This is a genomic window from Pseudomonas sp. LBUM1678 (genome assembly GCF_059695575.1).
The window spans coordinates 6,049,776-6,076,116 of the sequence record NZ_CP166775.1 but is presented as its reverse complement, the minus strand read 5'-3'; the positions used below and the strand labels follow the sequence as shown (position 1 = coordinate 6,076,116).

22 protein-coding genes are annotated in these 26,341 nt (G+C 60.7%); 7 read left to right on the top strand and 15 right to left on the bottom strand.

Going from position 1 to position 26,341, the window contains the following annotated elements; all coding sequences use genetic code 11:
• Positions 1 to 24: 24 nt before the first annotated feature.
• Positions 25 to 606: a YjfI family protein gene (locus ACA070_RS27630; RefSeq protein ID WP_497449116.1), complete on the bottom strand. Its 582-nt coding sequence runs from the start codon at positions 604 to 606 to the stop codon at positions 25 to 27.
• Positions 607 to 888: 282 nt separating this feature from the next.
• A complete protein-coding gene (locus ACA070_RS27625) occupies positions 889 to 1,443 on the bottom strand; it encodes a cysteine hydrolase family protein (protein ID WP_497449115.1) in 555 nt (184 codons plus the stop codon).
• A 104-nt stretch (positions 1,444 to 1,547) separates the two neighbouring features.
• Between ACA070_RS27625 and ACA070_RS27620 the strand changes: the two genes are divergently transcribed.
• From ACA070_RS27620 to ACA070_RS27610, 3 genes are all read left to right on the top strand, one after another.
• Positions 1,548 to 2,540: a GlxA family transcriptional regulator gene (locus tag ACA070_RS27620; RefSeq protein WP_497449114.1), complete on the top strand. Its 993-nt coding sequence runs from the start codon at positions 1,548 to 1,550 to the stop codon at positions 2,538 to 2,540.
• Positions 2,541 to 2,844: 304 nt separating this feature from the next.
• Positions 2,845 to 3,954 (top strand): DUF3182 family protein, encoded by a 1,110-nt coding sequence (locus ACA070_RS27615; RefSeq protein WP_497449113.1) that lies wholly within the window; start codon positions 2,845 to 2,847, stop codon positions 3,952 to 3,954.
• Complete coding sequence (locus tag ACA070_RS27610; RefSeq protein WP_497449112.1) at positions 3,944 to 4,702, top strand: alpha/beta hydrolase family protein; 759 nt, start codon at positions 3,944 to 3,946, stop codon at positions 4,700 to 4,702. The genes ACA070_RS27615 and ACA070_RS27610 overlap by 11 nt, the downstream gene beginning before the upstream one ends.
• A 126-nt stretch (positions 4,703 to 4,828) precedes the next feature.
• Here ACA070_RS27610 and ACA070_RS27605 read toward each other — a convergent pair whose 3' ends face one another.
• The 5 genes from ACA070_RS27605 to ACA070_RS27585 form a co-directional block, all read right to left on the bottom strand.
• Positions 4,829 to 5,830 (bottom strand): lysylphosphatidylglycerol synthase domain-containing protein, encoded by a 1,002-nt coding sequence (locus ACA070_RS27605; protein ID WP_497449111.1) that lies wholly within the window; start codon positions 5,828 to 5,830, stop codon positions 4,829 to 4,831.
• Positions 5,817 to 7,109, bottom strand: coding sequence for a cardiolipin synthase ClsB (clsB, locus tag ACA070_RS27600; protein ID WP_497449110.1), 1,293 nt, complete (start codon positions 7,107 to 7,109; stop codon positions 5,817 to 5,819). Before clsB ends, ACA070_RS27605 begins: the two co-directional genes overlap by 14 nt.
• On the bottom strand, positions 7,106 to 7,903 hold the full coding sequence (locus tag ACA070_RS27595; protein WP_497449109.1) for an endonuclease/exonuclease/phosphatase family protein: 798 nt from the start codon (positions 7,901 to 7,903) through the stop codon (positions 7,106 to 7,108). Before ACA070_RS27595 ends, clsB begins: the two co-directional genes overlap by 4 nt.
• Positions 7,900 to 8,826, bottom strand: coding sequence for a DUF72 domain-containing protein (locus ACA070_RS27590; protein WP_497449108.1), 927 nt, complete (start codon positions 8,824 to 8,826; stop codon positions 7,900 to 7,902). The genes ACA070_RS27595 and ACA070_RS27590 overlap by 4 nt, the downstream gene beginning before the upstream one ends.
• A gap of 211 nt (positions 8,827 to 9,037) precedes the next feature.
• Positions 9,038 to 10,249, bottom strand: a complete 1,212-nt coding sequence (locus ACA070_RS27585) for an MFS transporter (protein WP_497449107.1) — start codon at positions 10,247 to 10,249, stop codon at positions 9,038 to 9,040.
• 313 nt (positions 10,250 to 10,562) lie between these two features.
• Here ACA070_RS27585 and ACA070_RS27580 point away from each other — a divergent pair, with 313 nt between their 5' ends.
• A complete protein-coding gene (locus ACA070_RS27580; protein WP_497449106.1) occupies positions 10,563 to 12,680 on the top strand; it encodes a mechanosensitive ion channel domain-containing protein in 2,118 nt (705 codons plus the stop codon).
• A gap of 112 nt (positions 12,681 to 12,792) precedes the next feature.
• On the opposite strand, the gene ACA070_RS27575 is transcribed toward ACA070_RS27580, so the two are convergent.
• Both ACA070_RS27575 and ACA070_RS27570 read right to left on the bottom strand, forming a co-directional pair.
• Positions 12,793 to 13,728 carry an IS110 family transposase gene (locus tag ACA070_RS27575; RefSeq protein WP_497447458.1) on the bottom strand — a complete coding sequence of 312 codons (936 nt, stop codon included), beginning with the start codon at positions 13,726 to 13,728 and terminating at the stop codon, positions 12,793 to 12,795.
• A 237-nt stretch (positions 13,729 to 13,965) separates the two neighbouring features.
• The gene (locus ACA070_RS27570) at positions 13,966 to 18,282 is read right to left on the bottom strand and encodes an Lhr family helicase (protein WP_497449105.1); all 4,317 of its coding nucleotides are present in this window, start codon (positions 18,280 to 18,282) and stop codon (positions 13,966 to 13,968) included.
• A gap of 346 nt (positions 18,283 to 18,628) precedes the next feature.
• Here ACA070_RS27570 and ACA070_RS27565 point away from each other — a divergent pair, with 346 nt between their 5' ends.
• Both ACA070_RS27565 and pgnE read left to right on the top strand, forming a co-directional pair.
• Positions 18,629 to 19,513, top strand: a complete 885-nt coding sequence (locus ACA070_RS27565; RefSeq protein ID WP_497449104.1) for a sugar nucleotide-binding protein — start codon at positions 18,629 to 18,631, stop codon at positions 19,511 to 19,513.
• Positions 19,506 to 20,435 carry a UDP-N-acetylglucosamine epimerase PgnE gene (gene pgnE, locus ACA070_RS27560; protein WP_497449103.1) on the top strand — a complete coding sequence of 310 codons (930 nt, stop codon included), beginning with the start codon at positions 19,506 to 19,508 and terminating at the stop codon, positions 20,433 to 20,435. The genes ACA070_RS27565 and pgnE overlap by 8 nt, the downstream gene beginning before the upstream one ends.
• A gap of 194 nt (positions 20,436 to 20,629) precedes the next feature.
• Here the strand turns inward: pgnE and ACA070_RS27555 are convergent, their stop codons facing one another.
• From ACA070_RS27555 to ACA070_RS27535, 5 genes are all read right to left on the bottom strand, one after another.
• Positions 20,630 to 21,328 carry an OmpW/AlkL family protein gene (locus tag ACA070_RS27555; protein WP_497449102.1) on the bottom strand — a complete coding sequence of 233 codons (699 nt, stop codon included), beginning with the start codon at positions 21,326 to 21,328 and terminating at the stop codon, positions 20,630 to 20,632.
• Positions 21,329 to 21,550: 222 nt separating this feature from the next.
• Entirely contained in the window at positions 21,551 to 22,069 is a 519-nt protein-coding gene (locus ACA070_RS27550; RefSeq protein WP_497452034.1) for a DUF3299 domain-containing protein, read from the bottom strand.
• Positions 22,070 to 22,080: 11 nt separating this feature from the next.
• A complete protein-coding gene (locus tag ACA070_RS27545; protein ID WP_497449101.1) occupies positions 22,081 to 23,346 on the bottom strand; it encodes an ABC transporter permease in 1,266 nt (421 codons plus the stop codon).
• A 1-nt stretch (position 23,347) separates the two neighbouring features.
• Positions 23,348 to 24,058, bottom strand: coding sequence for an ABC transporter ATP-binding protein (locus tag ACA070_RS27540; RefSeq protein ID WP_497449100.1), 711 nt, complete (start codon positions 24,056 to 24,058; stop codon positions 23,348 to 23,350).
• Positions 24,059 to 24,188: 130 nt separating this feature from the next.
• The gene (locus ACA070_RS27535) at positions 24,189 to 24,779 is read right to left on the bottom strand and encodes a DUF2796 domain-containing protein (protein WP_497449099.1); all 591 of its coding nucleotides are present in this window, start codon (positions 24,777 to 24,779) and stop codon (positions 24,189 to 24,191) included.
• Between the two features lie 135 nt (positions 24,780 to 24,914).
• Here ACA070_RS27535 and ACA070_RS27530 point away from each other — a divergent pair, with 135 nt between their 5' ends.
• Positions 24,915 to 25,274 carry a hypothetical protein gene (locus ACA070_RS27530; RefSeq protein WP_497449098.1) on the top strand — a complete coding sequence of 120 codons (360 nt, stop codon included), beginning with the start codon at positions 24,915 to 24,917 and terminating at the stop codon, positions 25,272 to 25,274.
• 82 nt (positions 25,275 to 25,356) lie between these two features.
• Here the strand turns inward: ACA070_RS27530 and trxA are convergent, their stop codons facing one another.
• Positions 25,357 to 26,229 (bottom strand): thioredoxin, encoded by an 873-nt coding sequence (gene trxA / locus ACA070_RS27525; RefSeq protein WP_497449097.1) that lies wholly within the window; start codon positions 26,227 to 26,229, stop codon positions 25,357 to 25,359.
• Positions 26,230 to 26,341: the final 112 nt, after the last annotated feature.

Sequence of the window (26,341 nt, the reverse complement as noted above, 5' to 3'; positions counted from 1 at the left end):
TGGATATTTCCTGTTACCGAATAATTAATTGAAGAAACGTTCGAAGGCTTCGCTGGCGCGCTGGACGTTGTCGACCAGGGTTTTAACCTCGGTCACGATATTCGTCAGGCTGGAGTCGGAGCTCAGGGCGCCGAACATGTTGTAGACAATCTGCCCGTTCGGCATGGACTCGATACCGATCGAGGACAGCGGGAACATCTCCCGGCTGCGCAACACGGCGTCATTGAAGGCCGGTACGTCGTTGATGGACTCGACGTCGACCAGAACGGTATCGACGATGATCTGATCGCCCACCACCGCGATGTAAATCGGCAAGCCACCGAAATCGTTCATTTCCAGCTTGATGCTGGACTCGGAGCCTTGAACGAGAGAAAGCGTGATGTCGTTCGAAACCACCTCATCCAGGGCCTGAAGGGCGCTGAAGAGGCGATCGATGTTCCAGTTTGTACCTGCGCTCATGTAATTCTCCGACATGAATGAGCCAGCCAGAATCGGTTGGCGAAGCTGTTTCTCCATCTGCTTGAGCAGGCTTCGGTTTTCGGGAAGCACCCAAGTCTCGTGTTTCACATAACCGGCGGCACCCAGGCCCGCGCGCATCTGCTTCATGTAAAAGCTCGATGGTTTTTTCGCGGACGGTTTCGAGCGCTCTCCCTTGCGGCTTGCTGGATCGGTATCGGGCCCGTCTGGGGAGCTCGATGGAGAGCTGCTTTTCATGGGGCTGACCTCGTTGTGAAAAACTCACGCGTGGGAAACACTACAGGCAATTTTTGCCACTCTCAATAGCTCACGCGTGAGATTTTTTGTATTACTTTTTCCGACCCACGAAAAAGGCCCGCAGCGCGTAAACGCGGCGGGCACTTTTCGGAATTTGATCAATACGTTAAGACGTTAGTGGCTGGCCGCCAGGAATTCGTCAGTGGAGATCACGCTCGCATAGGCAAAACCAAGGGCCGACATGAAGGCAGCGTGAACGTGTGCGGCGGGCACTGTGACGCCGTTGAATTCCAGGTCGCGTGAGGCGCAGGCATCGTGGATCACGGTGACGGTGTAGCCGAAATCGGCAGCGGCGCGGGTGATGCCATCGACGCACATGTGGCTCATGCTGCCGACAACCACCAGTTCCTTGATGCCTTGCTCGTCGAGGATCGATTTAAGATCGGTTTCACGGAACGAGTTGACGAAGTGCTTGAGCACCACCGGCTCATCGGCGCGGTTCAGGACTTTGGGGTGCAACTTCGCGCCTTCCGAACCCGGGGTGAAGAATGGGGCTTCTTCGGAGGTGAATTCGTGTCGGATGTGCACCACCGAATCACCGGCATCGCGAAAGGCTTTGAGCAGACGGACGGCGTTGTCAGCTGCAGCGTCGGCGCCGACCAGCGGCCACTTGCCTTGGGGGAAGTAGTCGTTTTGGATATCGACTACGATGAGTGCTTGCTTGGCCATGACTGTTTCCTCGAAATGTGTGCGTTGGGTGTGGAATGAAGTATTGGCCCTGGCAGGCCGACCGGGGATTGGCCGCCCCGACAATAGAAAGGGGAAAACTGACAATGGATGCACAAAGGGCAATCGCCGAACTCGGCGTGCTGATTTATCCCGGCGCGCAGATGGCGGCGGTGCACGGATTGACCGACCTCTTCGGCGTGGCCAACCGGATTGCCGACGAGCATCAGTCTGCGCAGTTGCCGCTGCTGCGGGTCAGCCATTGGCAAGTTGATGGAGAGCAGGCACCCGAGCGGGTTTACGACAGTCATCCGGGTCCCGACCGCCCATTGGTGGCGGTGTTGATTCCGCCGTCGATCGCAGGGTTTTCCGAAGGCCAGGCACCGCAGGCGTTGGTCCGCTGGCTGCGTCAGCAACATGCGCAGGGCGCGACCCTCGGCGGCGTCTGCGTGGGTTCGATTCTGCTGGCAGAAAGTGGCTTGCTCGATGGCCGTAGCGCCACCACCCACTGGACCTCGGCCAAAACCTTCGCCCAGCGTTATCCGGCGATCAAGCTCAAGGCCGATACGCCCATTGTCGACGACGGCGACCTGATCACCACCGCCGGGCTGATGGCCTGGTCCGAGTTGGGTTTGCGCCTCGTAGACCGCCTGCTCGGCCCGAGTATCGCCACCGGCACCGCGCGTTTCCTGGTGGTGGAACACAGCGACAGCGCGAGTGAATGCGGCAGCAATTTTTCACCGATTCTCAGCCACGGCGACGCGTCGATTCTCAAGGTTCAGCATTGGCTGCAAAGCACCGGGGCGACCGATGTGTCGTTGACGACAATGGCCGAGCGGGCGGGGCTGGAAGAGCGCACGTTCCTGCGCCGCTTCCGCGCGGCGACCGGGTTGAAACCCACCGAATACTGCCAGCACCTGCGGGTCGGCAAGGCGCGTGAAATGCTCGAGTTCACCAATGGCACCATCGATCACATCGCGTGGACCGTGGGGTATCAGGATCCGGGGGCGTTCCGGGCTACGTTCAAGAAAATCACCGGGCTGGCGCCGAGTGATTACCGGTCACGGTTTGGCGTGACGCCCTCAACCGTAGCTCGATAGCCAGAACACAGCAGATCCAAATGTGGGAGCGAGCCTGCTCGCGATGGGGCCATAACATCCAATATTGATGGTGCATAACAGGCCGCTATCGCGAGCAGGCTCGCTCCCACATGGGTTCTGTGGAAGGCCTTGATCGTGCAAAATGCCGGAGTCGCCACTGGGTGTCGTGCAGAATCGAGCAGGCGTCGTGCTATCACGATTCTTGCAACTGTCTGATTTGAAAACCGTTTCACTCCAACCTCCCTTGGCTTGATCTCTGCACCCCTTCAACTACATTCATCAAAAGCAGATTGAAGGGGGACGCATGACCCCAACAAATCGCAAGAAACTGGTGGTCGCCCACTCGGTCCGCCCCGAGGCACCCCAGCACGAAGTCGAGACAAATCGTGCGCTGGCCCGTTGGCTGGCGCAAATCCTCGGCCTCAAGTTCGGCGGAAGTTACGACCCCGAACTTCATAACGGCCGGGATCTCTATCTTTTGCCGACCCAAACCCTGGTCGGCGTCACTGCCGCCCGGGCATTGGGAGTCACGGGGCCGGAGGATATGTGGGGCGGCTACGTTGACCACGATTTCATCTGCACCAAAGCCATCAGCCACGGATTGCGCAACAAAAATGCGCACGCTCCGGAAGGCTGGTCTGCGCTGTTTTCCCAACGGGTGCGCAACGTCGTACTCGATGGCCTCAGCGTGTTCTCGTTCGACGATGCGCGGCCAGCGGCGGAGCATTTGCTCTACGCCGGCCCTATTCGCATCAAGCCGATTCATGCCTGCGCCGGACGTGGACAGGAAGTGATCAAAAGCCTCGACCAGTTCGACGCCGTTCTGGCTCGCCCCGATGCCAAGGCACTGTTCACCGAAGGCGTGGTGCTCGAACAGGATCTCGACAAAGTAATCACCCACAGCGTCGGCCAGAGCTTTATCGGCGGCAAGGTGCTGAGTTATTGCGGTGATCAATACTTGACCGAAGACGGTCGAGGCGAGCAGGTTTATGGAGGTTCCAATCTACTGGTGGTGCAGGGGTATTACGAAGATCTCCTGGAACTGGACCTGCCTGACGATGTGTGTCTGGCGATCCAGCAAGCGCAAGTGTTCGACAGCGCAGCGGACGAGGCCTATCCCGGTTTCTACGCCTCGCGCCGCAACTACGACATCGCCCAAGGCCTGGACAGCAACGGCCAACAGCGCAGCGGCGTGCTTGAACAGTCCTGGCGCATGGGCGGTGCCAGCAGTGCCGAAGTGGCCGCGTTGCAGAGCTTCGTCAACGACCCGCAGATGCGCGCGATTCGCGTGTCTTCGGTAGAAACCTACATCGATCAACCGCTGCCGGTGGACGCCATCGAGGTGTACCGCGGGCCGGCGGAAAACAGTGACTTTCTTCTCAAGTACGTAACGGTCAAATCCTATGACGGCTAGAAGCGAAACCATTCAGATCGACATCGACGATGAACAGATGAGCGGGACTTTTCTGAGCCCCAAATCGAAAGTCCCCGGCGTGTTGTTTGTGCACGGTTGGGGCGGCAGCCAGGAGCGGGACCTGGAACGGGCCAAAGGCATCGCCGGTCTGGGGTGCGTGTGCCTGACGTTCGACTTGCGCGGGCACACCGGCGGCACCGGCATCCCGCTCACTCGCGTTACGCGTGAAGACAACCTGCGTGACCTGCTGGCGGCGTATGACCGCTTGCTCGCCCACCCGGCGCTCGACACTTCCGCCATTGCGGTGGTCGGCACCAGTTACGGCGGCTATCTGGCCTCGATCCTGACTTCGTTGCGCCCTGTGCGCTGGCTGGCGCTGCGGGTGCCGGCGCTCTATCGCGACGATGAATGGCACACGCCCAAACGTGAACTGGACAAGGCTGATTTGCGCGATTACCGAAATACGCTGGTGCGCGCCGACAGCAATCGCGCGTTGCATGCCTGCTCGCAATTCACCGGGGATGTGCTGCTGGTGGAGTCCGAAACCGACGACTACGTGCCTCACGCAACGATCATGAGCTACCGCGCCGCGTGCCAGCAGACGCATTCGCTGACGCACCGGATTATCGATGGCGCCGATCACGCGTTGAGCGAACCGGTTTCGCAACAGGCGTACACCTCGATGCTGGTGGACTGGATTACCGAGATGGTCGTGGGTGAGCGGTTGAGCATTATTCAATCGAAGTGAGATACGTGGTGTTCTTGCGATCATCGCGAGCAGGTCGGATCGCCGCACCGTCGCTCCCACAGTTGATCGCGGTCCCCTGTGGGAGCGAGCCTGCTCGCGATAGCGGCGTCCGTATCACCACAAACCTCAGGAAGGTTTCTTGGCAATCCGCAGCGACTTGGCCTTCGCCTCCACCACCAAATACATCACCAACGTAATCAACAACGGCAAAATAAAATAGATCGCCCGATACGCCAGCAACCCCGCCACCAGACTCCCCCGCGACGCTTCATGCTGCAGCAGCGCCACAAACACCGCCTCCAAGACCCCAAGCCCCGCAGGAATATGGGTAATCACCCCGGCAATCGCACTGATCAGCAACACCCCGAGCACCAACGGATAATCCAGCTTGCTCGGCAGCAGCGTGAAGATCACCGCCGCCATCAGCGACCAGTTGAGCGCTCCGAGGGCCAGTTGCAGCACCGCCATGCGCAGGGATGGCAGGTTGATTTCCACCCCGCGAATCGACCATTCCCGACGTTTGGAAAACCGGCACGCCGCCAGATATCCCGCGCTCACCAGCAGCAACAACACGCCCACACCTTGCAATGCACCGCTGCTCAACTTCCAGCCCGGGGGCATTCTGACCAGTCCGCTGCTGAACACCGCGCCGGCAATCACCATGTAGCCGAACCAGTTTGTCGCCAGGCTCAACCCGAGGATTTTCGCGATGTTGCTTTTGCTCACCCCGAGCCGCGAATACAGGCGATAACGCATGGCAATGCCGCCGACCCAGGCACTCAGGTTGAGGTTAAAGGCGTAGCTGATGATCCCCACCGGCAGGATCTGTTTCCAGGTCAGGTCCTGGCGAATGTAGGTGCGACCGATCAGGTCGAAGCAGGCGTAGACCAGAAAACTCACCAGCGTCAGGCAGGACGCGATGATCAGCGTGCGCACCTTGAAATCGGCCAGGGTGTCGAAGACTTCGTTCCATTCAATGCGCTGGGCGAGCATGGTGAACAGCACGATCAGCGCCAGGAAAAACAGCATCGTCAGCGGTTTTTTCCAGCGGCTCCAACGTGTTTTTTTTACCGGGGCGGGTGTTGCGCTGTCGGCGTGAGGCGACGAGTGCGCTTCAACGTGGCTCATGGTGGTCGCTCCCGGCTGGATGGGTGAAGGGTTTCAGGCGGGGTTTATGCGCCGGCAGCCAACCGGCCCATGCCGGGAAGTGACGCAGGAAGTGAAACACCAGAAAGCCGACGGTCATGTGCCAGATTCGTCCGCGCGGTGACTTTTCCACTGACATGGCTTTGCAGTGGTTGTTGCTCAGTACCTCAAGCCGTTCGAACAGGTCGTGGTTGAAGGCGCGGTCGCGGATCAACACGTTGGCTTCCAGGTTCATGGACAGGCTCAAGGGATCGAGATTGCTCGACCCGACAGTGCTCCAGTCCTCATCCACCAGCGCGACTTTGCCGTGCAGCGGACGTTCGCAATATTCAAAGATCTGTACGCCGGACTTGAGCAGGTAGTCGTAGGTCATGCGCGCGGCCAATTTGGCCACCATCATGTCTGGTTGGCCTTGCAGGATCAGGCGTACGTCCACACCACGGCGAGCGGCGTTGCGGATCTCTCGCAGCAAGCGGTAGCCCGGAAAGAAGTAGGCATTAGCGATCACAACCCGGCGCTGGGCACTGCGCAGCACCTGCCGGTAAACCTCCTCGATATCCGTCTTATGGTCGCCGTTGTCGCGGTACACCAGGCGAACCTGGCCGTCGTGATCGCTGAATGCCAGTTCCGAACGTCGCTGCCGACGGCGTTGCCACCAGTATTTGGCGCGACCGGGGCGCCCACTTTGCAGCAGCGCGAAGTGGTGAATGTCGGCCACTGCGGGGCCTTGCACTTCAACCGAGTAATCCTGCTTGGCCTCGGGGCCGAAGTCGGCCAGATGGTCGGCGGAAAAGTTGATCCCGCCGATGAACGCAATCGTGCCGTCCACCACCACGATCTTGCGGTGCAGGCGGCGGAACCAGTTGGTGCGGATGCCCAAATGCTTGGGCGCCGGATCAAATATTTGCAGGCGCACGCCGGCCTGGCTCAACGCATTGAGATACCCGGTCGTCAACTCGCCACAGCCAAATCCATCGAGGCTGGCCGTGACCCGTACACCGCGTTGGGCGGCTTCGATCAGCACCTGCTGCAGCTCATTGCCAACCTTGTCCTCGAACACAATGAAGGTTTCCAGGAGGATTTCAGTCTTGGCCTGGCGCATGGCCTCGAATACCCGCGGGAAATAGTCTTCGCCGTTTTCCAGCATTTCCACGAGGTTGTTGCCCTGCCAGCCGTATTCAACGTCGACCACGCCGGGTTCACGCACCGGTGGAGTGGCGGGTATGTGATCAACGGTTTTTTCCATCGGTGCGCTGCTCATAGTTCGATCTCCACCGATAGCGGTGCGTGGTCGGAAAGGTGTGACCAGGGGCGCGCCGCCAGCACTTGCGGACGGCTGGCCTTGAGGTTGCGCACATAGATGCGGTCCAGGCGTAACGCCGGCAACCGCGCTGGAAAACTGCGCGCCGGTTTGCCGTGATGCTCGGCAAACACCTCGCGCAGACCACAGGGCTTGAGCAACGCATCGGCACGCTGGCGCCAATCGTTGAAGTCGCCGGCGACGATCACCGGCGCATCATCTGGAAGGTCTTCAAGGCGTCGCGCCAGCAACTTGAGTTGCTCCGTCCGGTGGGTTTCACGCAGCCCCAGATGCACGCAAATGGCGTGCACTTCCCGGTCGTCTCCAGGCAGGCGCAGCACGCAATGGAGGATGCCGCGGTTCTCATGGCCGCTGATCGAGACGTCGAGGTTGTCATGGCGAATGATCTGGAATTTCGACAGCAGCGCATTGCCGTGATCACCCGCCGGATACACGGCGTTGCGGCCGTAGGCAAACTGCGGCCACAGGCTGTCGGCGAGGAATTCGTACTGCGGCATCGTCGGCCAGTTGGTGTAGCGCTGCGGATGATGCTCGTGGGTGCCGTGGACTTCCTGCAAAAACACCACGTCGGCGGAGACGCTGCGCACCGCTTCGCGTAATTCCGGCAAGATGAAGCGCCGGTTGAGCGCGGTGAAACCCTTGTGGGTATTGACCGTCAGCACGGTGAAACTGCGTACGGCGGTGATGATGGATTGCTGCTCGTCGGTGGTGCCTACCGGCTCGGACATACTCATGACAGCACTCCTTCGGCGACCGGTTCACCTGGACGGGTGGCGAGGTCTTTGTCGAGATGGAAATGCTCAAGCAAGCGCCGTGCATCGAAGGGCGCGCGGACTTTGATGTCGTTGTCGAAATAGCAAAACACTTCGCGGGACTTGCGCGCTTTCGGTTTCTGCCGAGGTGCGATCAGGTGCGGATCCGTCGGTTGCTGCCCGTGATTCCACGCGTCGATCCGCTCGCCCCAGCGTTCCAGCGCCTCAGGGGTGTAACCGCTGGCGTAAAGCTCTTCGGCACCGTGCAGGCGCAGATAAACGAAATCACTGGTGACGTCTTCGCGGTACGGCCATTTGCCGGCGGTGTCAGCGATGACCAAGGCAACGTTGTAGCGTTTGAGCAGGCGCACGAACGACGGATCAACAAAGGTCTCGTTCCTGATTTCAACGGCGTGGCGCAGCGGCTTTTTCTTGTAAGCCTTCAGGCTGGCGGGGCCGTGCAGGTGCGAATCATGCTGGCGGGCGAGGGCGGCCGCCTGTTGGGTGTCGTGGGGCAATTGCTCGAGAAAGCTTTCGAACAGCTCGACGTCGAATTTGAAATTGGGCGGGAACTGCCAGAGGATCGGGCCGAGCTTTTCTTTGAGCTCCAGGATCCCGGAGGCAAAGAAATTCGCCAGCGGTTTATGAATGTCCCGCAGGCGTTTGATATGGGTGATGAAGCGTGGTGCTTTGACGCTGAACACGAAGTCCGCCGGGGTTTCGGCGTACCACTGGGCATAACGTTCAGGCCGTTGCAAGGCGTAAAACGATCCATTGATTTCGATGCTGTTGACCGCCCGTGACGCGAATTGCAATTCGCGCTTCTGGGTCAACCCCTTCGGGTAGAAGCCTCCCCGCCAAGGCGTGTAGCGCCAGCCTGAAATACCAATGTGAATCGCAGCCATGTCGCCTCCCGTCTAATGGTCCCCGGTTGCCCCTGTCTTTTGATGACCGTGGGGCAAGCGAGAAAGTTTCGACGGGAGTACGGACGGTGCACAGCTTGAATAGATGCACGGACCTGTAGGAGCCGGCTTGCTGGCGATAGCGATGGCACATTCAACATCTATGTGACTGACACACCGCTATCGCCAGCAAGGCGGCTCCTACAAGGGGGAGTTAGTGGCTGGCGACGATGCGGGCTGAACCCTCAACCGGCTCGGCGTAGGCCGGGCCAAGTCGATCAAGACGCCCACTCCAAGCCGTCAGCGCCAACGCAACCAACACCACCAGTCCGCCAATCCACGCCGTGTGGATCAAGCCCATTTGCGCAACAATCAAACCACCGCCCCACGCGCCACCGGCGATGCCAAGGTTGAAGGCCGCGATGTTCAGCCCCGACGCCACGTCCACCGCATGCGGCGTGTGATGCTCGGCCTGGCGCACTACATACACTTGCAGCCCCGGCACGTTACCGAACGCCACCGCGCCCCAGACCAGCACAGTGGCCAGCGCCAGCCATGGGTTACCGGCGGTAAAGGTCAGCACGAACAGCACGGCAGCGAGCAAGGCAAAGATGATCTTCAGCGCGCTGATCGGGCCGCGCTTGTCTGCCAGTTTGCCACCCCAGATGTTGCCGACCGCCACCGAGATGCCGTAGACCAGCAGCACCAGGCTGACGGTGCCGGCGCTGAAGCCGGAAATGTCCTGAAGAATCGGCGCCAGAAAGGTGAAGGCGATGAACGAGCCGCCGTAACCGACCGCAGTCATGGCGTACACCAGCAGCAGCCGCGGTTGCTTGAGCACCTGCAATTGCTGCAACAGCGAAGCGGGTTTGCTGTGGGCGATGTTTTTCGGTACGTAAAGCAGGCTGCCGGTAAAGGCGATCACACCCAATGCAGACACGGCGAGGAAGGTTTCACGCCAGCCGAAATGCTGACCGATGAACGTCCCCAGCGGTACGCCTGTGACTAGCGCCACGGTCAGGCCGGTGAACATGATCGCAATGGCACTGGCGGCTTTTTCCTTCGGCACCAGGCTGGTGGCGATGGTCGAGCCAATCGAGAAAAACACCCCGTGAGCCAGGCCGGTGACGATCCGCGCGAGGATCAACGATTCATAACTGGGTGCTTTCCACGCCAGCAGGTTGCCGAGGGTGAACAGCACCATCAGCGACAACAGCAGCAATTTACGCGGGACTTTGCCGGTGAGGGCGGTAAGCACCGGGGCGCCAATGGCAACGCCCAGGGCGTAAAGGCTGACCAACAGGCCGGCGGACGGCAGGCTGACGCCGAGGTCGGCGCCGATGGTGGGTAACAGGCCAACGATGACGAACTCGGTCGTCCCGATGGCGAAGGCGCTGAGGGTCAGCGCGAGCAAGGCAATGGGCATGACTGCAACTCCGGTGGGTTTGATTGATGGAGCGCAGTGTCGGGGTTTGGGTTGTGCGGAAAAATAGAGGGGTGGGCATTTGATATTTGCGCTGAGGTCAAATATCAACGGTGCGACACAGTTCAATGTGGGAGCGAGCCTGCTCGCGATAGCGGCGACACATTCAGCATTAATGTGTCTGAACCACCGCTATCGCGAGCAGGCTCGCTCCCACAGGGGAAACTGCGGCGTTGGTTATCTCACGGTGAAAACCGAACTTGCCCGCCATTTGCCGATCAGTTCCTTACAGACCCTTCCCAAGGAGCTTCCCGTTTTGCTCAAGTTCAAGACCGCGATACTACTGGGGGCGTTGCTGTTTCTGGGCAGCAACGAGCTGGAAGCCGCCACGCTGCCGGGGGTTCCGGCCGCTGCCGAGGAACCGGCAAAGCCTGAACCGCTGGTCCAGGGCGGTCTGCTCGGGGCGATCAGTTCCAGCATCGACGACGTTCAGGACAAGCTCGACCTCAACGAAGACCTGGTCGACGCCTGGCGCCTGCGGGCCGATCGGGCGGCGGATGAAGTGGACAAACTGGTCAATCGACCCTCGAGCCGTTCAGGCTGGAGCGTGATCGGCGACTTCCTGATGTTGTCCGGCGTCTGGCTCGGCAGCTTTGCCTTGCTCACCGTACTCGGCGGGATCCTCGCCAAACGCTTGAACCAGGGCCGCTGGCTGCGCACCCGCCAGCGCAGTCAGGACTTGCTCAATTATGTGCTGCCTTACACGCTGCCGGCCGTGATCTGTCTGCCGTTGACCCTCTACGTCAGCCATTTCCTGCCCGCGTCGGTGGGCCGCGCGTTGGCGTTGTGTTTCGCCTACGCCACCAGCAGCGGTATTTTCTCGACGTCGATGCTGCTCTGCGTGATCGTCATGTTCAACACCGGCCACAAGCGCACGGCGGTGCAGATCATCCGCGATTTCTGCCCACGACCGCTGTTCCTGATCGGCTTCCTCGCCGCGCTCAGCGACGCGCTGACCAGCCCGCAAATCGCCCGGCAACTGGGCGGCAACATCACCAGCAGCGCAGCAGTGCTCACCGGTTTTTTCGTCTCGATCATTTTCGGATTACTGGTGATTCGTTTGCGCCGCCCAGTGGCGCACCTGATCCGTAACCGGCCGCTGGCCCAGCGCCTAAAACAGCCGTCACTGCAAGAATCCCTGCGGATTTTTTCCGGGCTCTGGTATTGGCCGATCCTGCTGATGGTGATGGTCTCGGCGATCAACCTGCTCGGCGTTGGCGACGACAATCAGAAGGCCCTGCGCTGTGCGTTGTTCACCACCATCCTGCTGATCGCCACGGTATTTCTCAGCACGATTTTCCAGCACATGTTCAAGTCGCGTCAGGTCACAGCGATCCAGCACAGCAGCGCCTACAAGGAGCGTTTTCTCAGTCTGCTGCACGCGTTGCTGCGGATTGTCATGGCCGTTGCCTTCATCGAAATCCTCGGGCGTATCTGGGGCGTGTCGCTGTTCGAATTCGCCGAGCAAAACTCGGTAGGTCGGGCGATCAGTGAGTCGTTGAGCAGTATGGGCCTGATCTTTCTAGTGACCTGGTTGCTGTGGGTGGTGCTTGATACGGCGATCCAGGAAGCGCTGAAACCGCCGCTCAACAAACGCACGACGCAGCCCAGCACGCGGGTCAAAACCATCCTGCCCCTGCTGCGCAACGCGATCAAAATCATCCTGGTGGTGATTTGCGCGATTACCACCATGGCCAACCTCGGGATCAATGTCGCGCCGTTGTTGGCCGGTGCCGGGGTGGTCGGCCTGGCCATCGGTTTCGGCTCGCAGCAATTGGTGCAGGACGTGATCACCGGGTTGTTCATCATCATCGAAGACACCCTGTCGATCGGCGACTGGGTGGTGCTCGACTCCGGCCACGCCGGCACCGTCGAGGGCCTGACCATCCGCACCTTGCGCCTGCGTGACGGCAAGGGCTTTGTGCACTCGGTGCCGTTCGGTCAGATCAAGGCCGTGACCAACCAATCGCGGCAGTTCGCTTATGCGTTTTTCTCGGTGCAGTTCACCTACGACACCGATGTCGACAAGGCGATCGAGTTGATCCGTGAGGCGGGGGATTCGATCCGTGAGGACGCGTTTCTCAAGTACAACCTGCAAGGGCCGCTGGACGTGTTTGGCGTCGACAAAATGGACCTCAACGGCGTGGTACTGACGGCACAGTTCCGCACGGTGTCGGGTGGGCAATATGCGGTGAGCCGGGCGTTTAACCAGCGCTTGAAAAAGCTTGTGGATAACAGCCCGTGGGTGCATTTCGCGCAGACTTATCCACAGCAGGTTTTGATGCCGAAACATGCGATGGCCGGGCAGGAAGAGGAAGGCCCAGCGCCGGAAAATTCGCCGGTGTTGTTGCCGGATCAGCCTCGCACCCAATGATTCTGTGGTGTCGCTGATGGCCTCATCGCGAGCAGGCTCGCTCCTACAGGGGACCTGCGGTGTACGCAAATCCAATGTGGGAGATTCTATGTTGCCCGGCAACCCTGAATTCTCAGGCTGACAGGTATTCGCTCTGATTTTTCATCAGGGCAAATGCCACCCGACAGAGCTTTCGGGCCAAGGCGACCAAAGCCTGGGTTTTCGAGAAGCCTCTAGCCAGGTATGCCTCGTAAAACGGCTTCCATTTAGACGAGCGACACGCCGCCATTGCGGCGTTGTAAGCCAAACGACGAACCTCCGGATCTCCTTTTTTGGTCAGGTACCGCCGCCCATTCTTCTTGCCGGAATCGTCGACTGCCAAGTCCATTCCCAGGAATGCGATGAACGCATCGCTGTTCGCAAAATCGCCCCGCATAAAAGTCGTCGCTAACCCCGTTGCGGTCAGCTCCCCAACGCCTTCTATGGCTTTGCAGCGATCAATATTCGCCTCAATCCCTGCCTCTTTGCTGACCTTGCGCAGCAGTTTCTGAATAGCCTGATCCGCTTGCTTGAATGCCTTCTGCTGAGCGGCCTGCACTTTCTTCAACAAGGGTTCATTGGCCCAACTCAACATCAGCCCAGCATGGTTCTGGATCAGCGTTGCACGTCTATGGAGAAGGCTTTTCAGTGAGCTGTAGGCCTTGGGTGGCGGGCTCCAGACCCGCAGTTTGGTTTGTTCATTCTCCAAGTAACGCGCCAGCAAACGCGCATCGCAGGGATCATTCTTGGCTCGTTGTCCGACGCCACGGCGGTAATGACTTACCCGATAAGCGTCCACCACGTAGACCTGATGACCCATTTCATGAGCCAACTCAACCGTGTCCAGGTGGTAAATGTTGGTGGCTTCAACGGCGATAGCGCTTTGGGCGGGCAGGGTTTTAAGCCAACGTTTAAGGGTGGTTCGATCGTTCTTGATGTCTTGAATGATTTGCAGGTCGGTGCGATAGACAGCAATTTGGGCCTTGGCGATATCGATACCAACAACCGTCTGCGAAGTAAGGATTGTCATGACAAATCCTCGGAGCTAGGGTTTAAGTGCTTGTTGGGGTCTACCGTTGCGCTGGCTTGTCTCTATCGTCGGTTTACCGATGAATTCCTTATCGGCGCTTTGGGTAGAAGGGGCGGGACGAGAAGTCTCCCACGGTCTGTACTGGTCAGAGTCAGAATCGAGTCTGTAGTCCCGCCCACCCCTTCAAGTCTAAACATACAAGCGAGCCTGCTCGCGATGAGGACAGTCCAGACACCATCAATGCCGGATCAGTTTGTTGTGTAATTCAGCAGTCGATTGCTGATCCAGCTCCACCCAAAAAACCTGCTTGCCGGCAATCTCGGCCGCCACCGGCAACCCATCCCGATACACCAACCGATTACTCGCCAACGCCGGCACCTTCGCCCCGGGCAATAACGTCCCGGCAAGGTTCAACGGATCGACCCCGCACACCGCAATCAGACTCCCGTCATGCGGCCGGCGCCGCACTTCGCGCAGCAACGGTATCGCCTCAGGTAACGCAAACTGCTCCCCGGCCAATCCACTGACAAACCGGCCACCGCGAATCTCCCCACGCGCCTCCAGCCGATGGAACGTGCGCAGCAATTCTCGCCAGCTGGGCAACCAATCCGCTTCCCGTTCCAGCAAGCGCCAGAACACCACGCCGTAGCGCCGGAGCAAGGTCATGGCGATGTGTTCCAGGGTGTCGCCCGGCGTCGGGGCCGGTCGTTTGTTATCCACAACCGGCGCGGCAGGACCCCGTCGCAGCAAGGCCCAGCGCCCGGCATCGTCCATCCCGCCGACAAACGCCCCACGCCCACGTCGACTGCTGCGATTCTGGCGTTTGCTGGCCGGGGTGATCAGCGCTCGCAGGCCGGCAAAACTGTCGGCGTTCACCAGCCCGGCACCGACCAATTCCTGCAAGGCAATTTCCAGCTCCGCGCGCAGCAGATGCGCCTCGTGAATCAGCTCATCGAAAAACAGTGCGCCGTGTTGGCTGAGTGCTTCGTAAACCTTTTGCGTCTTGGGCGACAGTTCGCTGACCGGGGTCTGCTCGGTCAGGCTGCTCCACAACCCGACCTGACTGCGCGGCAGCAGCAGAATCGGCGTGCTGCGCAACGCCGTGCTGGCGCTCTTGTTGCGCGCAGTGAGACGAGTCCACACCAGTTTGCCGCTGCGACACAGGTCGTCCAGCCAACTCGCCGAATAGCCTTTGATCCGCATCGGCAGAATGTCGCTGTCCCAGGCTGAAGCGGCGGCGGGGTAGCCTTCGAACTGAGCGACGATGGCTGGCAGTACCGCATTGCCCTGGCCTTGAGTCGCGGCGGACAGATGCTGCCAGTCGAACAAAAACCGCATGAAATCCTGCAACGCCACCGGCTCGATTTCCCGCCGCAGACGCTTGACCGTGTAGCGGTGAATCCGCGCCAGCAGATGCCGTTCGCACCATTCATCCTCACCGGCGCCCGGGGTGAATTGGCCGCGCAGCACATAACCTTCGCGCTCCAGTCGCGCCAGCGCTTGGGTGATTGCAATGGCCGGCAACCCCAACGATTCGGCAATCGCTTGCAACGGCAGTGGACCAAACCCGCTGAGCCGCGCGCGAATCACTTCCAGCAGCGCTTCATCCAGCTCCCCGACTTCATCGAACCCTGGCAGCGCCTCCAGCGGTGGATGCAAAGTCGCCTGTGGATAAACCGCGCGCAGGCAGGTCAAGCGCTCCAGCGCCAGCCACAGCGATTGCTCGGCATTGATCTGCAAACGGCTGGCGCGGCCGCTATCAGCAAGGGCGTTCAGCCAGTCCAGCCAATGCGCATTGGCCTGCGCCTCGACTTCGGAGATGCACGCCAGGCTCATCAAGGCCTCGTGCATTTCATCGACGCTTGTGGGGGCTGGCCAAGCTTCGTCGCGCACCGCTTGAATCGCGTCGGCATCCAGCGCGCCGAGGTCGTCGGTGGACTGCGGGTCGGTCCAGCGCCGGTTGAGCACTGCTTGCGTGCGGCGTTCTTCCAGCGGCGCATCGTCGAGAAAGGTGTAGGGCCGGGCGCTGAGGATTTCCGCTGCCAGTGGCGAGGGCGCCGGCAAATCGCGGCTGATCAGCCGAACATCGCCGCTTTCCATGCGTCGCAACAATGCCAGCCAGCCTTCGCAATCCATGGCCTCGTGCAGGCAATCGTCGAGGGTTTGTTCCACCAGCGGATGCTCGGGCACTTCACGTTCGCCGGCAAGGTTTTCCACGCAGGCGATCTGATCGGGAAACACGCAGGCGATCAGGTCTTCGCTTTTCATGCGCTGGATTTGCGGAGCGACTTTGCGCCCGCCCGTGTAACGCGGCAACGCCAGCGCGACCCCGGCGTTCCAGCGCCAGCGCACGCCGAACAGCGGCGCATCGAGTATTGCCTGGATCAGCAAGTGTTCGGCGGTGTTGCTGTGTACATAGCGCCACACGTCTTCGAGTTCGAAACTGTGGCTGGTGGACAGCGACAGCACGATCCCGTCTTCGCTGGCGGCGGCCTGTAATTCGAAGTTGAAAGTGCGGCAGAAACGCTTGCGCAAGGCCAGGCCCCAGGCGCGGTTGATGCGGCTGCCGAACGGCGTGTGGATGATCAGTTGTGTGCCGCCGGACTCGTCGAAAAACCGCTCCATCAGCAGTGTGTCCTGGGACGGCAGCGCGCCGAGCGTCAGGCGCGCCCGGGCCAGGTAATCCACCAGTTGCTCGGCGCTGGCCAGGTTCAGGTTAAGGGTGTCGGTCAGCCAGTCGATGGCCGGCTGCAAGTTGCCCGGTGTGGCGCCGAGCAATTCGTCGAGCTGCGCTTGCAGGCGCGCCACGGCGAATGACAATTCTGCGCTGCGCCCAGGCGCTTCACCGAGCCAGAACGGAATGGTCGGCGGCTGGCCCTGAGCGTCTTCGACCCGGACCTTGCCGGTTTCGACGCGCAGGATTCGATACGACGTATTGCCCAACTGGAAGATATCCCCGGCGATGCTTTCCACCGCAAAGTCTTCGTTGACGCTGCCGATGTTCAGCCCTTGAGGTTCGAGCAGCACGCTGTAATCGGCGTTGTCCGGAATCGTTCCGCCGCTGGTCACGGCCGTCAGTTTGCTGCCCCGACGACCGCGCAATGTGCGGGTCACGGCGTCGCGGTGCAGGTATGCGCTACGGATACCCTGCCGACCGTTGTAACCCTCGGCGAGCATGTGCAGCAGCGCTTGGTAATGTTTTTCGTCGAGTTCGGCGTAGGGCGAGGCTTTGCGGAACATCTCCAGTAGCGCCTGCTCCTGCCATTCCTGGCAGCTGACTTCGGCGATGATCTGCTGAGCCAAAACATCCAGCGGCGCCTTGGGAATCTGCAAGGTGTCGAGTTCGCCACGGCGTACACAGTCGAGCAGGGCGGCGCACTCGATCAAGTCATCGCGGGTGGTGGCGAACAAGCGGCCCTTGGGCGTGCCGCCGACCTGGTGCCCGGAGCGGCCGACCCGTTGCAGAAAACCGGCAATCGAGCGCGGCGAGGCGATCTGGCACACCAGGTCGACGTCGCCGATGTCGATCCCCAGCTCCAGCGAGGCCGTGGCGATCAACACTTGCAGGTCGCCGCGCTTGAGCCGCTGTTCGGCGTCGAGGCGAAACTCCTTGGCGAGGCTGCCGTGGTGCGCGGCAACGGCCTCTTTGCCGAGGCGTTCGCTCAAATGCCGGCTCAGGCGCTCGGCCAGACGTCGGGTGTTGACGAAAACCAGCGTGGTGCGGTGTTCGCGGGCGAGGGCGGCGAGGCGGTCGTAGACCAGCTCCCAGACATCGTTGGCCATCACCGCCGACAACGGCACTGGCGGCACTTCGATGTCCAGATCCCGCGGGCGGGCGTGGCCGATGTCGATGATTTCGCACTCGCGATCACGGCCAACAAGGAAGCGCGAGACCGCTTCGATAGGTTTTTGCGTGGCGGACAGGCCGATGCGCATCAGCGGGGCGGCGCACAGCGCCTGCAATCGTTCGAGGCTCAGCGCCAAATGGCTGCCGCGTTTGCTGGCGGCGATGGCGTGGATTTCGTCGACGATCACCGTGCGCGTGGTGCCGAGCATCTGCCGGCCGGAGTCGGAGCCGAGCAGCACATAAAGGGATTCCGGGGTGGTCACCAGAATGTGCGGCGCATTTCGACGCATGGCCGAGCGCTCTTTTTGCGGCGTATCGCCGGTGCGCACGGCGGTGTTGATCTGCAATTCGGACAGGCCCATGACGCGCAATTGCTCGGTGATGCCGGCCAGCGGGGTTTGCAGGTTGATCTGGATGTCGTTGGACAGGGCTTTGAGCGGTGAGACGTAGACCACCAGGGTTTCGTCGGGCAACCCACCTTCATTTTCCAGTCCGCGGTGGACCAGGTCGTCGATGACTGCGAGAAATGCCGTGAGGGTTTTGCCGGATCCGGTGGGCGCGGCGATCAGGGTCGAGCGGTGCTGGCGGATCAACGGCCACGCCAGGGCCTGGGCGGCGGTGACCGTCGGGAACGTGTTGCTGAACCAGGCGCTGACGGCGGGGTGGAAGCCTGCCAGGGCCGCGTCCGTGGGGATGGGCAGATTCATGGGGTAATTTATGCGGGTGGGGGACTGAAGATGCAAGTACCGCTCGGTTTATCGCCGTCCCTGTGGCGAGGGAGCTTGCTCCCGCTGGGTTGCGCAGCAGCCCCTAATCCTGCGTCCCGGTTTCTTCAGATGTACTGCGATTCCAGGTTTTACGACTGCTGCGCAGCCGAACGGGAGCAAGCTCCCTCGCCACAGGGGACGCAGTGAACCAAGGTATCTACACTTTACGGATGACGGTTGCGCACTAAACCCGCAAAATGCAACGATTCCGGCAACTATCAACGACATCGCCCGTGGGCGTTGTCGATAAAGCCATCGTTCCAATCAGACTGGGCCTGCTGACTCTATGCGAATGCGCCTTATGTTACTGGGCGGCGGAAATGCCCTTGGGCAGGCGCTGATTCGCCTCGGTGCGGAGGAAGACATCGGCTTCCTCGCCCCCCGCCCACCGCAAGACGGCTGGGATGCCGCGAGCCTGACGCAACTGCTCGACGACACCCGCCCGGACGCGCTGATCAATCTCGCCTACTACTTCGACTGGTTCCAGGCGGAGACGGTCAGCGAGCAGCGTCTGGCCGGGCAGGAGCGGGCGATCGAGCGTCTGGCCGAACTGTGCCAGCATCACAACATCGTTCTTTTGCAACCGTCGAGCTATCGCGTGTTTGACGGCTCCCGGGCGACCGCTTACAGCGAAAAAGACGAACCGGTGCCGCTGGGCTTGCGCGGTCAGGCCTTGTGGCGGATCGAACAAAGCGTGCGCGCCACCTGCCCGCAACACGTGCTGCTGCGATTCGGCTGGCTGCTCGATGACAGCCCCGACGGCACCCTAGGGCGCTTCCTCGATCGCGCCGAACACCCTGAAGAGCTGCTGATGGCCGACGACCGCCGGGGCAACCCGACACCGGTCGACGACGCGGCGCGGGTAATCATTTCGGTGCTCAAGCAACTTGATTGCGCGGCGCCGCTGTGGGGCACCTATCATTACGCCGGACATGAGGCGACAACGCCGCTGGCGCTGGGTCAGGCGATCCTGACCGAAGCACGCAGCCTGCATCCGCTGGCCATCGAAGCGCCGACCGCCCAGGCTCACGCCGCGCGCCCGGACGCCGCCGAAGAGCCGCAACACGCGGTGCTGGCCTGCAAGAAAATTCTACACACGTTCGGGATCAAGCCCCGCGCTTGGCGTGCGGCACTCCCGGGCTTACTGGATAGGTTCTATCGCCATGGCTGACGGCCCTGTTTTAATCACCGGCGGCGCCGGTTTCATCGGTTCGCACCTGACCGATGCCTTGCTCGCCAAGGGGCATTCGGTGCGTATTCTCGATGACCTGTCTACCGGCAAACGCAGCAACTTGCCGCTGGATAACCCCAAGGTCGAACTCATCGTAGGCGACGTCGCCGACGCTGCGCTGGTGGCCCAGGCCATGCTCGGTTGCAGTGCCGTGGCGCACCTGGCGGCGGTGGCTTCGGTGCAGGCCTCGGTAGACGATCCGGTGAAAACTCACCGAAGCAATTTCATCGGCTCGCTGAATGTCTGCGAAGCCATGCGCCAGGCCGGCGTCAAGCGAGTGTTGTACGCCTCCAGCGCGGCGGTCTACGGCAACAATGGCGAAGGCGAGTCGATCGATGAAGACACGCCCAAGGCGCCGTTGACGCCGTACGCGTCGGACAAGTTGGCCAGCGAGTATTACTTCGATTTCTACCGTCGCCAGCATGACCTGGAACCGGTGATTTTCCGCTTTTTCAACATTTTCGGCCCGCGTCAGGACCCGTCCTCGCCGTATTCCGGTGTGATCAGTATTTTCAGCGAGCGCGCGCAGAAAGGCTTGCCGATCACCGTGTTTGGCGATGGCGAGCAGACGCGCGATTTCGTGTACGTCGAGGACCTGGTGGACTTGCTGGTGCAAGCCATCGAGAAACCGCAGGTAGAACTCGGCGCGGTCAACGTCGGCTGGAACCAGGCGACATCCCTCAAGCAGATGCTTGAAGCGTTGCAGGCGGTGGTCGGTCAATTGCCACCCGTGAGCTATGGCCCGGCGCGTTCTGGTGACATTCGTCACTCGCGCGCGAACAACCAGCGATTGCTGGAGCGTTTTACCTACCCGGAGCAGACACCGATGAGTGTCGGGCTGGCGCGGTTGTTGGGACGCTGAGGTTCACGCAGTCATGAAAAAGGCGCCTTCGACGGCGCCTTTTTTGTAGCAGAAATGTTTCTTTGGCCAATGCAATACCTGTGGCGAGGGAGCTTGCTCCCGTTCGACTGCGAAGCGGTCGCCATCCATCCAGGGTCTGCTTCGCAGCCCAGCGGGAGCAAGCTCCCTCGCCACAAAAGCCATTCAAATGCTTCTTAGAACTTGTAACCAAGCCCAACCATGTAGATGAACGGATCAACATCCACATTGACCTTGGCCCGAGTACCCGGCGCAACCGCGTTGTTCTCAACGGTCGCACGGGTATCGATGTCGATGTAGCGCACTTGGGCGTTGATCATCACGTTGTCGGTCAGCATGTAGTCGGCGCCTACCTGGAACGCCATGCCCCAGGAATTTTTTGCCTTGAAGTTGCTGAAGCCGTTGGCCTGCGCTTCGCTGCCGACGTGCTCGTCGTAGATCCAGGTGTAGTTGATGCCGGCGCCGACATACGGCTGGAACGCGGACTTCCCGTCCAGCGGGTAGTACACAACGCTCAAGGTCGGCGGCAGGTGCTTCAGGGTACCGAGTTTGCCGTTGGCTGCACCCAGAGCGGTGCCTTTGAGCTTCACGTCATGTTCGAACGGCGAGGCGGCGAGCAGCTCGATCCCCCAGTGGCTGTCGATCATGTAAGCGAAGTTCAGGCCCAACTGCGTGTCGCTGCTCATGGTGGCCTTTCCACCCAGATCGGCGCCGGCCAGCGGGCCTTGATCGACCTTGACGCTGGAGCTGTCGGCTTTCGGGTTGACGGTGATTGCACCGGCACGAACGATGATGTCGCCGGCATCGTGGGCATAGGCGAGCGGGGCTGCAAGCGCGAGGGCGAGCAGCGAAGCGCAGAGCGCGGACTTGTGCATGGGGGCTCCAAAGGACGTTAAAAATGTTCGATGTCCAATGGTACGGAGGCGTCTGATACGGTCTTTTGATGCAGCTCAATGAAACAGTGATGGCTCTGATTTTGTGGGTGTTTTTGCTGGCCCCATCGCTAGCAGGCTAGCTCCCACAGAGGTATGCATTCCAAATGTGGGAGCTAGCCTGCTAGCGATGACTATCGATCAAACACCACATGACTGCCGGATTCACTCAGGCAGTTCATACACATAAATCTTGTCCGCCTCCATCTGATACCCCGCATCCGCCAGCTCGCTGCTCGACGCTTTAACTTGAAGCGCCCCCTCGATCCAGTACGGCTGATACAGCTCATCGAGCTTCACGCCCACTTCGCTTTTCACATGCACGATCTGGTTCGACGGCGGTGGCGGCACGTGGATGCAAGCGCCGAAATACGGCACCAGCAAAAACTCCGTGGCGCGGCCTTCCTCGCTTACTTCCAGCGGCACGATGTAGCCCGGTAAACGAATGTTCTGCCCGTCGAGGCTGTTCACCACCGGCGCATTGGGCATGTCTTGCTTGGCGGCCGGCGCAGATTCCGCGGCCAACGCGTCGCTCATCTGCGACAGGTCGTGCAGCGGTGTCATGTTCGGCACTTCCGGTGCGGCGTCCGGCGGGATCATTTCCGACCAGGTCAGGTCTTTCGGCTCGGCCGCCCACAGCGGCAGGGCGACCAGCATCAACAGCGCAAGCAGAGCGCGTGGCATCATTAACGTCCTCATAGTCGGATCGACAGGCCATCGGCCAAAGATTGGCGATACGCACGCCAGGCCGGCACGCTGCCCATCAGCAACGCGGCAATCAGGATGCCACCGAGCAGCGTCCATTCATATTCACTGGGCCAGGCGAGTGGCAGATACAAGCCGTAATTGGACTGCACATACCCTTGGGCCAAGGCGATGCCCACGTACAAAAGTCCCAGCCCGGCAATCACGCCGGACAGCGCCAAGGCGAAGGCCTCCAGCACCAGCAACGTCGCGATGTGCCACGGCCGGGCACCCACCGAGCGCAGAATCGCCATCTCGCGGCGTCGTTCGTTGAGGCTGGTGAGGATCGCCGTGAGCATGCCGATCAAACCGGTCAGCACCACAAACAGCGAGACTACGAACAAGGCTTTTTCCGCCGTGCTCATCAAACTCCACAACTCTTGCAGCGCCACGCCGGGCAGGATCGCCAGCATCGGCTCGCCACGGAATTCGTTGATTTCACGCTGCACGGCGAAGGTTGAAATCTTGCTGTTGAGGCCGAGCATGAACGCGGTGATCGCTTGCGGCGTCAGGTCCATGTTGCGCGCCTGGTCGGCGCTGATCCGGCCTTTGCCCTGAGCCGGCACGCCGTTGTGCCAGTCGACGTGAATCGCTTCCATGCCACCGAGGCTGATGTGCAACGTGCGGTCCACCGGAGTGCCGGTGCGCTTGAGAATGCCGACCACGGTGAACGGTTTGTCGTCATGTTTGACCAGGCTGATCACCGCCACACCATGGGCCAGCACCAGTTTGTCGCCGAGTTTGTAGTGCAGCGCATCCGCCACTTCGGCGCCGAGCACCACTTCGAACGGATCGCTGGCAAAGGCGCGACCATCGGCCAGTTCCAAGTGTTGTTGATGACCGTACTGGTAGTGCTCGAAGTACGCTTCGGTGGTGCCCATCACCCGATAACCACGATGGGAATCGCCGAGCGACATCGGGATCGCCCACTTCACTTTCGGGTTGTTGGCGAAGTGTTCGAAACTGTCCCAGCGGATGTTGTTGGTGGCGTTGCCAATGCGGAACACCGAGTACAGCAACAGGTTCACCGAACCGGAACGGGCGCCGACGATCAGGTCAGTGCCGCTGATGGTGCTGGCGAAACTGGCCTTGGCTTCGGTGCGCACCCGTTCCACGGCCAACAGCAGGCAGACCGACAGGGCGATGGCGAACGCGGTGAGGATCGCGGTAAAGCGACGGTTAGCCAGGCTGGCCATGGCTAGACGAAACAAATACATCTCAGACCTCGGACGGGGTGGCGGCGCGATTGAGATCGGCCAGCGACAGGTGGCGATCGAACAGCGGCGCGAGGCTTTGGTCGTGGCTGACGAACAACAGGCTCGAGCCGGCTTCGCGGCATTCGGCGAACAACAGGCGGATGAAGTTTTCGCGAGCGTCGTAGTCCAGCGCTGAAGTCGGTTCGTCGGCGATCACCAGTTCCGGCTGACCGATCAACGCGCGCGCGGCGGCAACCCGTTGCTGTTGGCCGATGGACAGCGAATCGGCGCGGCGGCTGAGGATGCTTTCATCCTTCAGGCCCAGGTGGGCGAGCAGGGTGGCGGCGGCCTGGTCGACGCTGCCGTGACGCTGTTTCGCCCGTTCGGCCCGCAGTTTGGAGAAGTGGCAAGGCAACTCAACGTTCTCGCGCACCGAAAGAAACGGTAGCAAGTTGAACTGCTGGAAGATGTAGCCGGTGTGATCGACGCGAAAGCGGTCACGCGCGCCGGCGCCGAGTTCGGTCAGTTCCTGGCCCAGCAGGCGAATGCTGCCGCGATCGGGCTTCTGCACCCCGCCCAGCAGGCCGAGCAGCGTGGTCTTACCACTGCCGCTGGGGCCTTTGAGGAACAGGGTTTCACCGGGCATCAGGCGAAACGCCGGGATATCAAGCAGCGGCGGGTGACCGGGCCAGCTGAAGCCCAGGTCGGACAGTTCGATGAGTGCTTGGGTCATGGCGCCGGTTTCATGGGTGATGATTTCCTGTAGGAGCCGGCTTGCTGGCGATGAATGCGCCGCGGTCCATGAATGAAACCGCGTTATCGTTCATCGCCAGCAAGCCGGCTCCTACAGGATCATGGTGGATTTAGAATTTGAGGGCGGCAGCCTTGGCCGTTACTTCAACCCCTTGCTGCCCGCTCGGGCTGATCAGTTGTACCTGAATCTTCTGGGTGGCCGGGAAGGTGTTGAAGATGTTCGCCAGATCGAGGGTTTTCAGTGCTCCCGGGGCCGCGCAGGTGAATTGATAGTGGGCGTGGATTTCGCTGTGGTCGTGGTGATGTTCGTCTTTGGCCTCTTCATCATGATCGTCATCAGCGTTTGGCTTGTCACCGAATAACGGGCTTTCCAGTTCCTGGGTCGCCACCACGCAACCGGCGGCTTTCGGCAGGTTGAACAGCGCCAGCGGTTTTTCGAGCTGCGCACGGGCAGCGGCGACTTTGGCTTTGTCAGCATCGGAGGTGGCAACGTGTTCGAAGCCCACCAGGTTCATCGCCGGGCTTTCCAGCTCCAGCTCCAGGGTCTGACCGTCCAGCGCCGCGTTCAGGCGACCGACGCCATGTTCGTGGGCACCGAGGCTGCCGTGTTCATGGTCGTGGTCATGATCATGTTCATCAGCGGCGTGGGCGACGGCCAGCGGCAACAGGGCAAATGGCAGAGCGAGGAGCAGACGGCGCATGGCGGGTCTCCGAAAGTAAAATGAAGAGTTTGTTATGTAATCTTATAACGAAAGTGCGGGGAGTTTGACCGCCTGCTTGGCGTTGCGCAAGTCGCATGGGAGCATGCAAGTCAGAAATGTGCAGGAGCAGGACCTATGTTGCGAATTCGCGGAAGCATCGGCGACTGGCCGGTGGATTTGACGTTGGAGATGGATGACGGCGATTGGGCGCGGCTTGGCGCGCAGTTGCAAGTGGTCAAGCCTGAGGCCGGTGAGGCCAGTGCTGCCCCGGCCAAGCCGATGAATCAGGATGATGCGTTATGGCAGATCGCCAAAGACCTGCTGCGCAAGGCCGGGCAAATGAGCGGGCCGGATTTGCTGGATCAGCTGGAAGGACTGACCGGCAGCGCGTCGTCGGGCAAACGCCTGCTGGTGCGTTTACGCCATTGCGCTGATGTGAAGGTGACGAGCGGCGGGGATACGCCGCTCTACAGCTGGATCGCACCAAATCCGTAGGCGCTGAGTTTGCTCCGGCGGCGATCCGACGATGGCGATCTCCGGGACGCCTTCGCCGGCAAGCCGAGCTCCTACAGGGTGATCAATACAGCGCGGCAAATAGTTTGCGGCGATAGGTGGTCACCAACGGGTGATCATTGCCCAGCAGTTCGAACACCTGCAGCAAGGTCTTGTGCGGCAAGCCTTCGCTGTAGCTGCGATTGCGCACAAACAGTTTCAGCAACGCATCCAGCGCGGCGTCGTACTGTTGGCGGGCCAACTGCTGGATTGCCAGTTGATACACCGCTTCATCGTCCTGCGGGTTTTTCGCCAGGCGCGCTTTCAGGTCTGCGGCATCCGGCAAATCCTTGGCCTGGCCAAGGAACTGGATCTGCGCCTTGGCGCCGGCCAGCGCGGCTTTGTGCTCGTCGCTTTTCACCGCGTCGAGTACGGTTTGCGCTTCGCCCAGTTCGCCCCGTTCAGTCAGGCAACGGGCGTAGAGGATCAATGCGCCGGCGTTGGTGTTGTCTTCGCCCAGCAACACTTTGAGCGCGGCTTCGGCGTCGGCGAAACGACTGTCATCGAACAGGGCCTGGGCCTGTTCGAACGGATCAGCGGCCGCGGGTGGCGGCATTTGTACGTGAGGCTCAAGCATCGTCCGCACGGCGGATTCCGGCTGTGCACCGGCAAAACCGTCCACCGGCTGACCGTCCTTGAACAACACCACCGTCGGCAGGCTGCGAATGCCGAAACGGGCGACGATGTCCTGTTCTAGATCGCAGTTGACCTTGGCCAGCAGCAACTCGCCCTGATAGCTCTCGGCGATGGTCTGCAGCATCGGCATCAGCACTTTGCAGGGCGCACACCATTCGGCCCAGAAATCCACCAGCACCGGTTTGTGGAAAGAGTTCTCGATCACCGACTGGTCGAAATCGGCAGTCGTGGCGTCGAAGATGTACGGCGTTTCCTGACTCATGGGGGATCTCGTAAAAGCGTGAATGGGTCAACTATACGGCTTGGCAGGGTGTCGCTGAAAGTGTGGGCAGTCTGACAGGTCGCCTTCGCGGGCAAGCCTCGCTCCTACAGGT

Coding starts and splice junctions, on each gene's coding strand:
- ACA070_RS27540 (WP_497449100.1), bottom strand. CDS start 24,058: ATGACCCAAGCACTCATCGAACTGTCCGACCTGGGCTTCAGCTGGCCC.
- ACA070_RS27590 (WP_497449108.1), bottom strand. CDS start 8,826: ATGGCTGCGATTCACATTGGTATTTCAGGCTGGCGCTACACGCCTTGG.
- ACA070_RS27565 (WP_497449104.1), top strand. CDS start 18,629: ATGCGAATGCGCCTTATGTTACTGGGCGGCGGAAATGCCCTTGGGCAG.
- ACA070_RS27615 (WP_497449113.1), top strand. CDS start 2,845: ATGACCCCAACAAATCGCAAGAAACTGGTGGTCGCCCACTCGGTCCGC.
- clsB (WP_497449110.1), bottom strand. CDS start 7,109: ATGAGCAGCGCACCGATGGAAAAAACCGTTGATCACATACCCGCCACT.
- ACA070_RS27605 (WP_497449111.1), bottom strand. CDS start 5,830: ATGAGCCACGTTGAAGCGCACTCGTCGCCTCACGCCGACAGCGCAACA.
- ACA070_RS27570 (WP_497449105.1), bottom strand. CDS start 18,282: ATGAATCTGCCCATCCCCACGGACGCGGCCCTGGCAGGCTTCCACCCC.
- ACA070_RS27585 (WP_497449107.1), bottom strand. CDS start 10,249: ATGCCCATTGCCTTGCTCGCGCTGACCCTCAGCGCCTTCGCCATCGGG.
- ACA070_RS27630 (WP_497449116.1), bottom strand. CDS start 606: ATGAAGCAGATGCGCGCGGGCCTGGGTGCCGCCGGTTATGTGAAACAC.
- ACA070_RS27555 (WP_497449102.1), bottom strand. CDS start 21,328: ATGCACAAGTCCGCGCTCTGCGCTTCGCTGCTCGCCCTCGCGCTTGCA.
- ACA070_RS27550 (WP_497452034.1), bottom strand. CDS start 22,069: ATGCCACGCGCTCTGCTTGCGCTGTTGATGCTGGTCGCCCTGCCGCTG.
- ACA070_RS27610 (WP_497449112.1), top strand. CDS start 3,944: ATGACGGCTAGAAGCGAAACCATTCAGATCGACATCGACGATGAACAG.
- ACA070_RS27545 (WP_497449101.1), bottom strand. CDS start 23,346: ATGTATTTGTTTCGTCTAGCCATGGCCAGCCTGGCTAACCGTCGCTTT.
- ACA070_RS27620 (WP_497449114.1), top strand. CDS start 1,548: ATGGATGCACAAAGGGCAATCGCCGAACTCGGCGTGCTGATTTATCCC.
- ACA070_RS27530 (WP_497449098.1), top strand. CDS start 24,915: ATGTTGCGAATTCGCGGAAGCATCGGCGACTGGCCGGTGGATTTGACG.
- ACA070_RS27595 (WP_497449109.1), bottom strand. CDS start 7,903: ATGAGTATGTCCGAGCCGGTAGGCACCACCGACGAGCAGCAATCCATC.
- ACA070_RS27625 (WP_497449115.1), bottom strand. CDS start 1,443: ATGGCCAAGCAAGCACTCATCGTAGTCGATATCCAAAACGACTACTTC.
- ACA070_RS27535 (WP_497449099.1), bottom strand. CDS start 24,779: ATGCGCCGTCTGCTCCTCGCTCTGCCATTTGCCCTGTTGCCGCTGGCC.
- trxA (WP_497449097.1), bottom strand. CDS start 26,229: ATGAGTCAGGAAACGCCGTACATCTTCGACGCCACGACTGCCGATTTC.
- pgnE (WP_497449103.1), top strand. CDS start 19,506: ATGGCTGACGGCCCTGTTTTAATCACCGGCGGCGCCGGTTTCATCGGT.
- ACA070_RS27575 (WP_497447458.1), bottom strand. CDS start 13,728: ATGACAATCCTTACTTCGCAGACGGTTGTTGGTATCGATATCGCCAAG.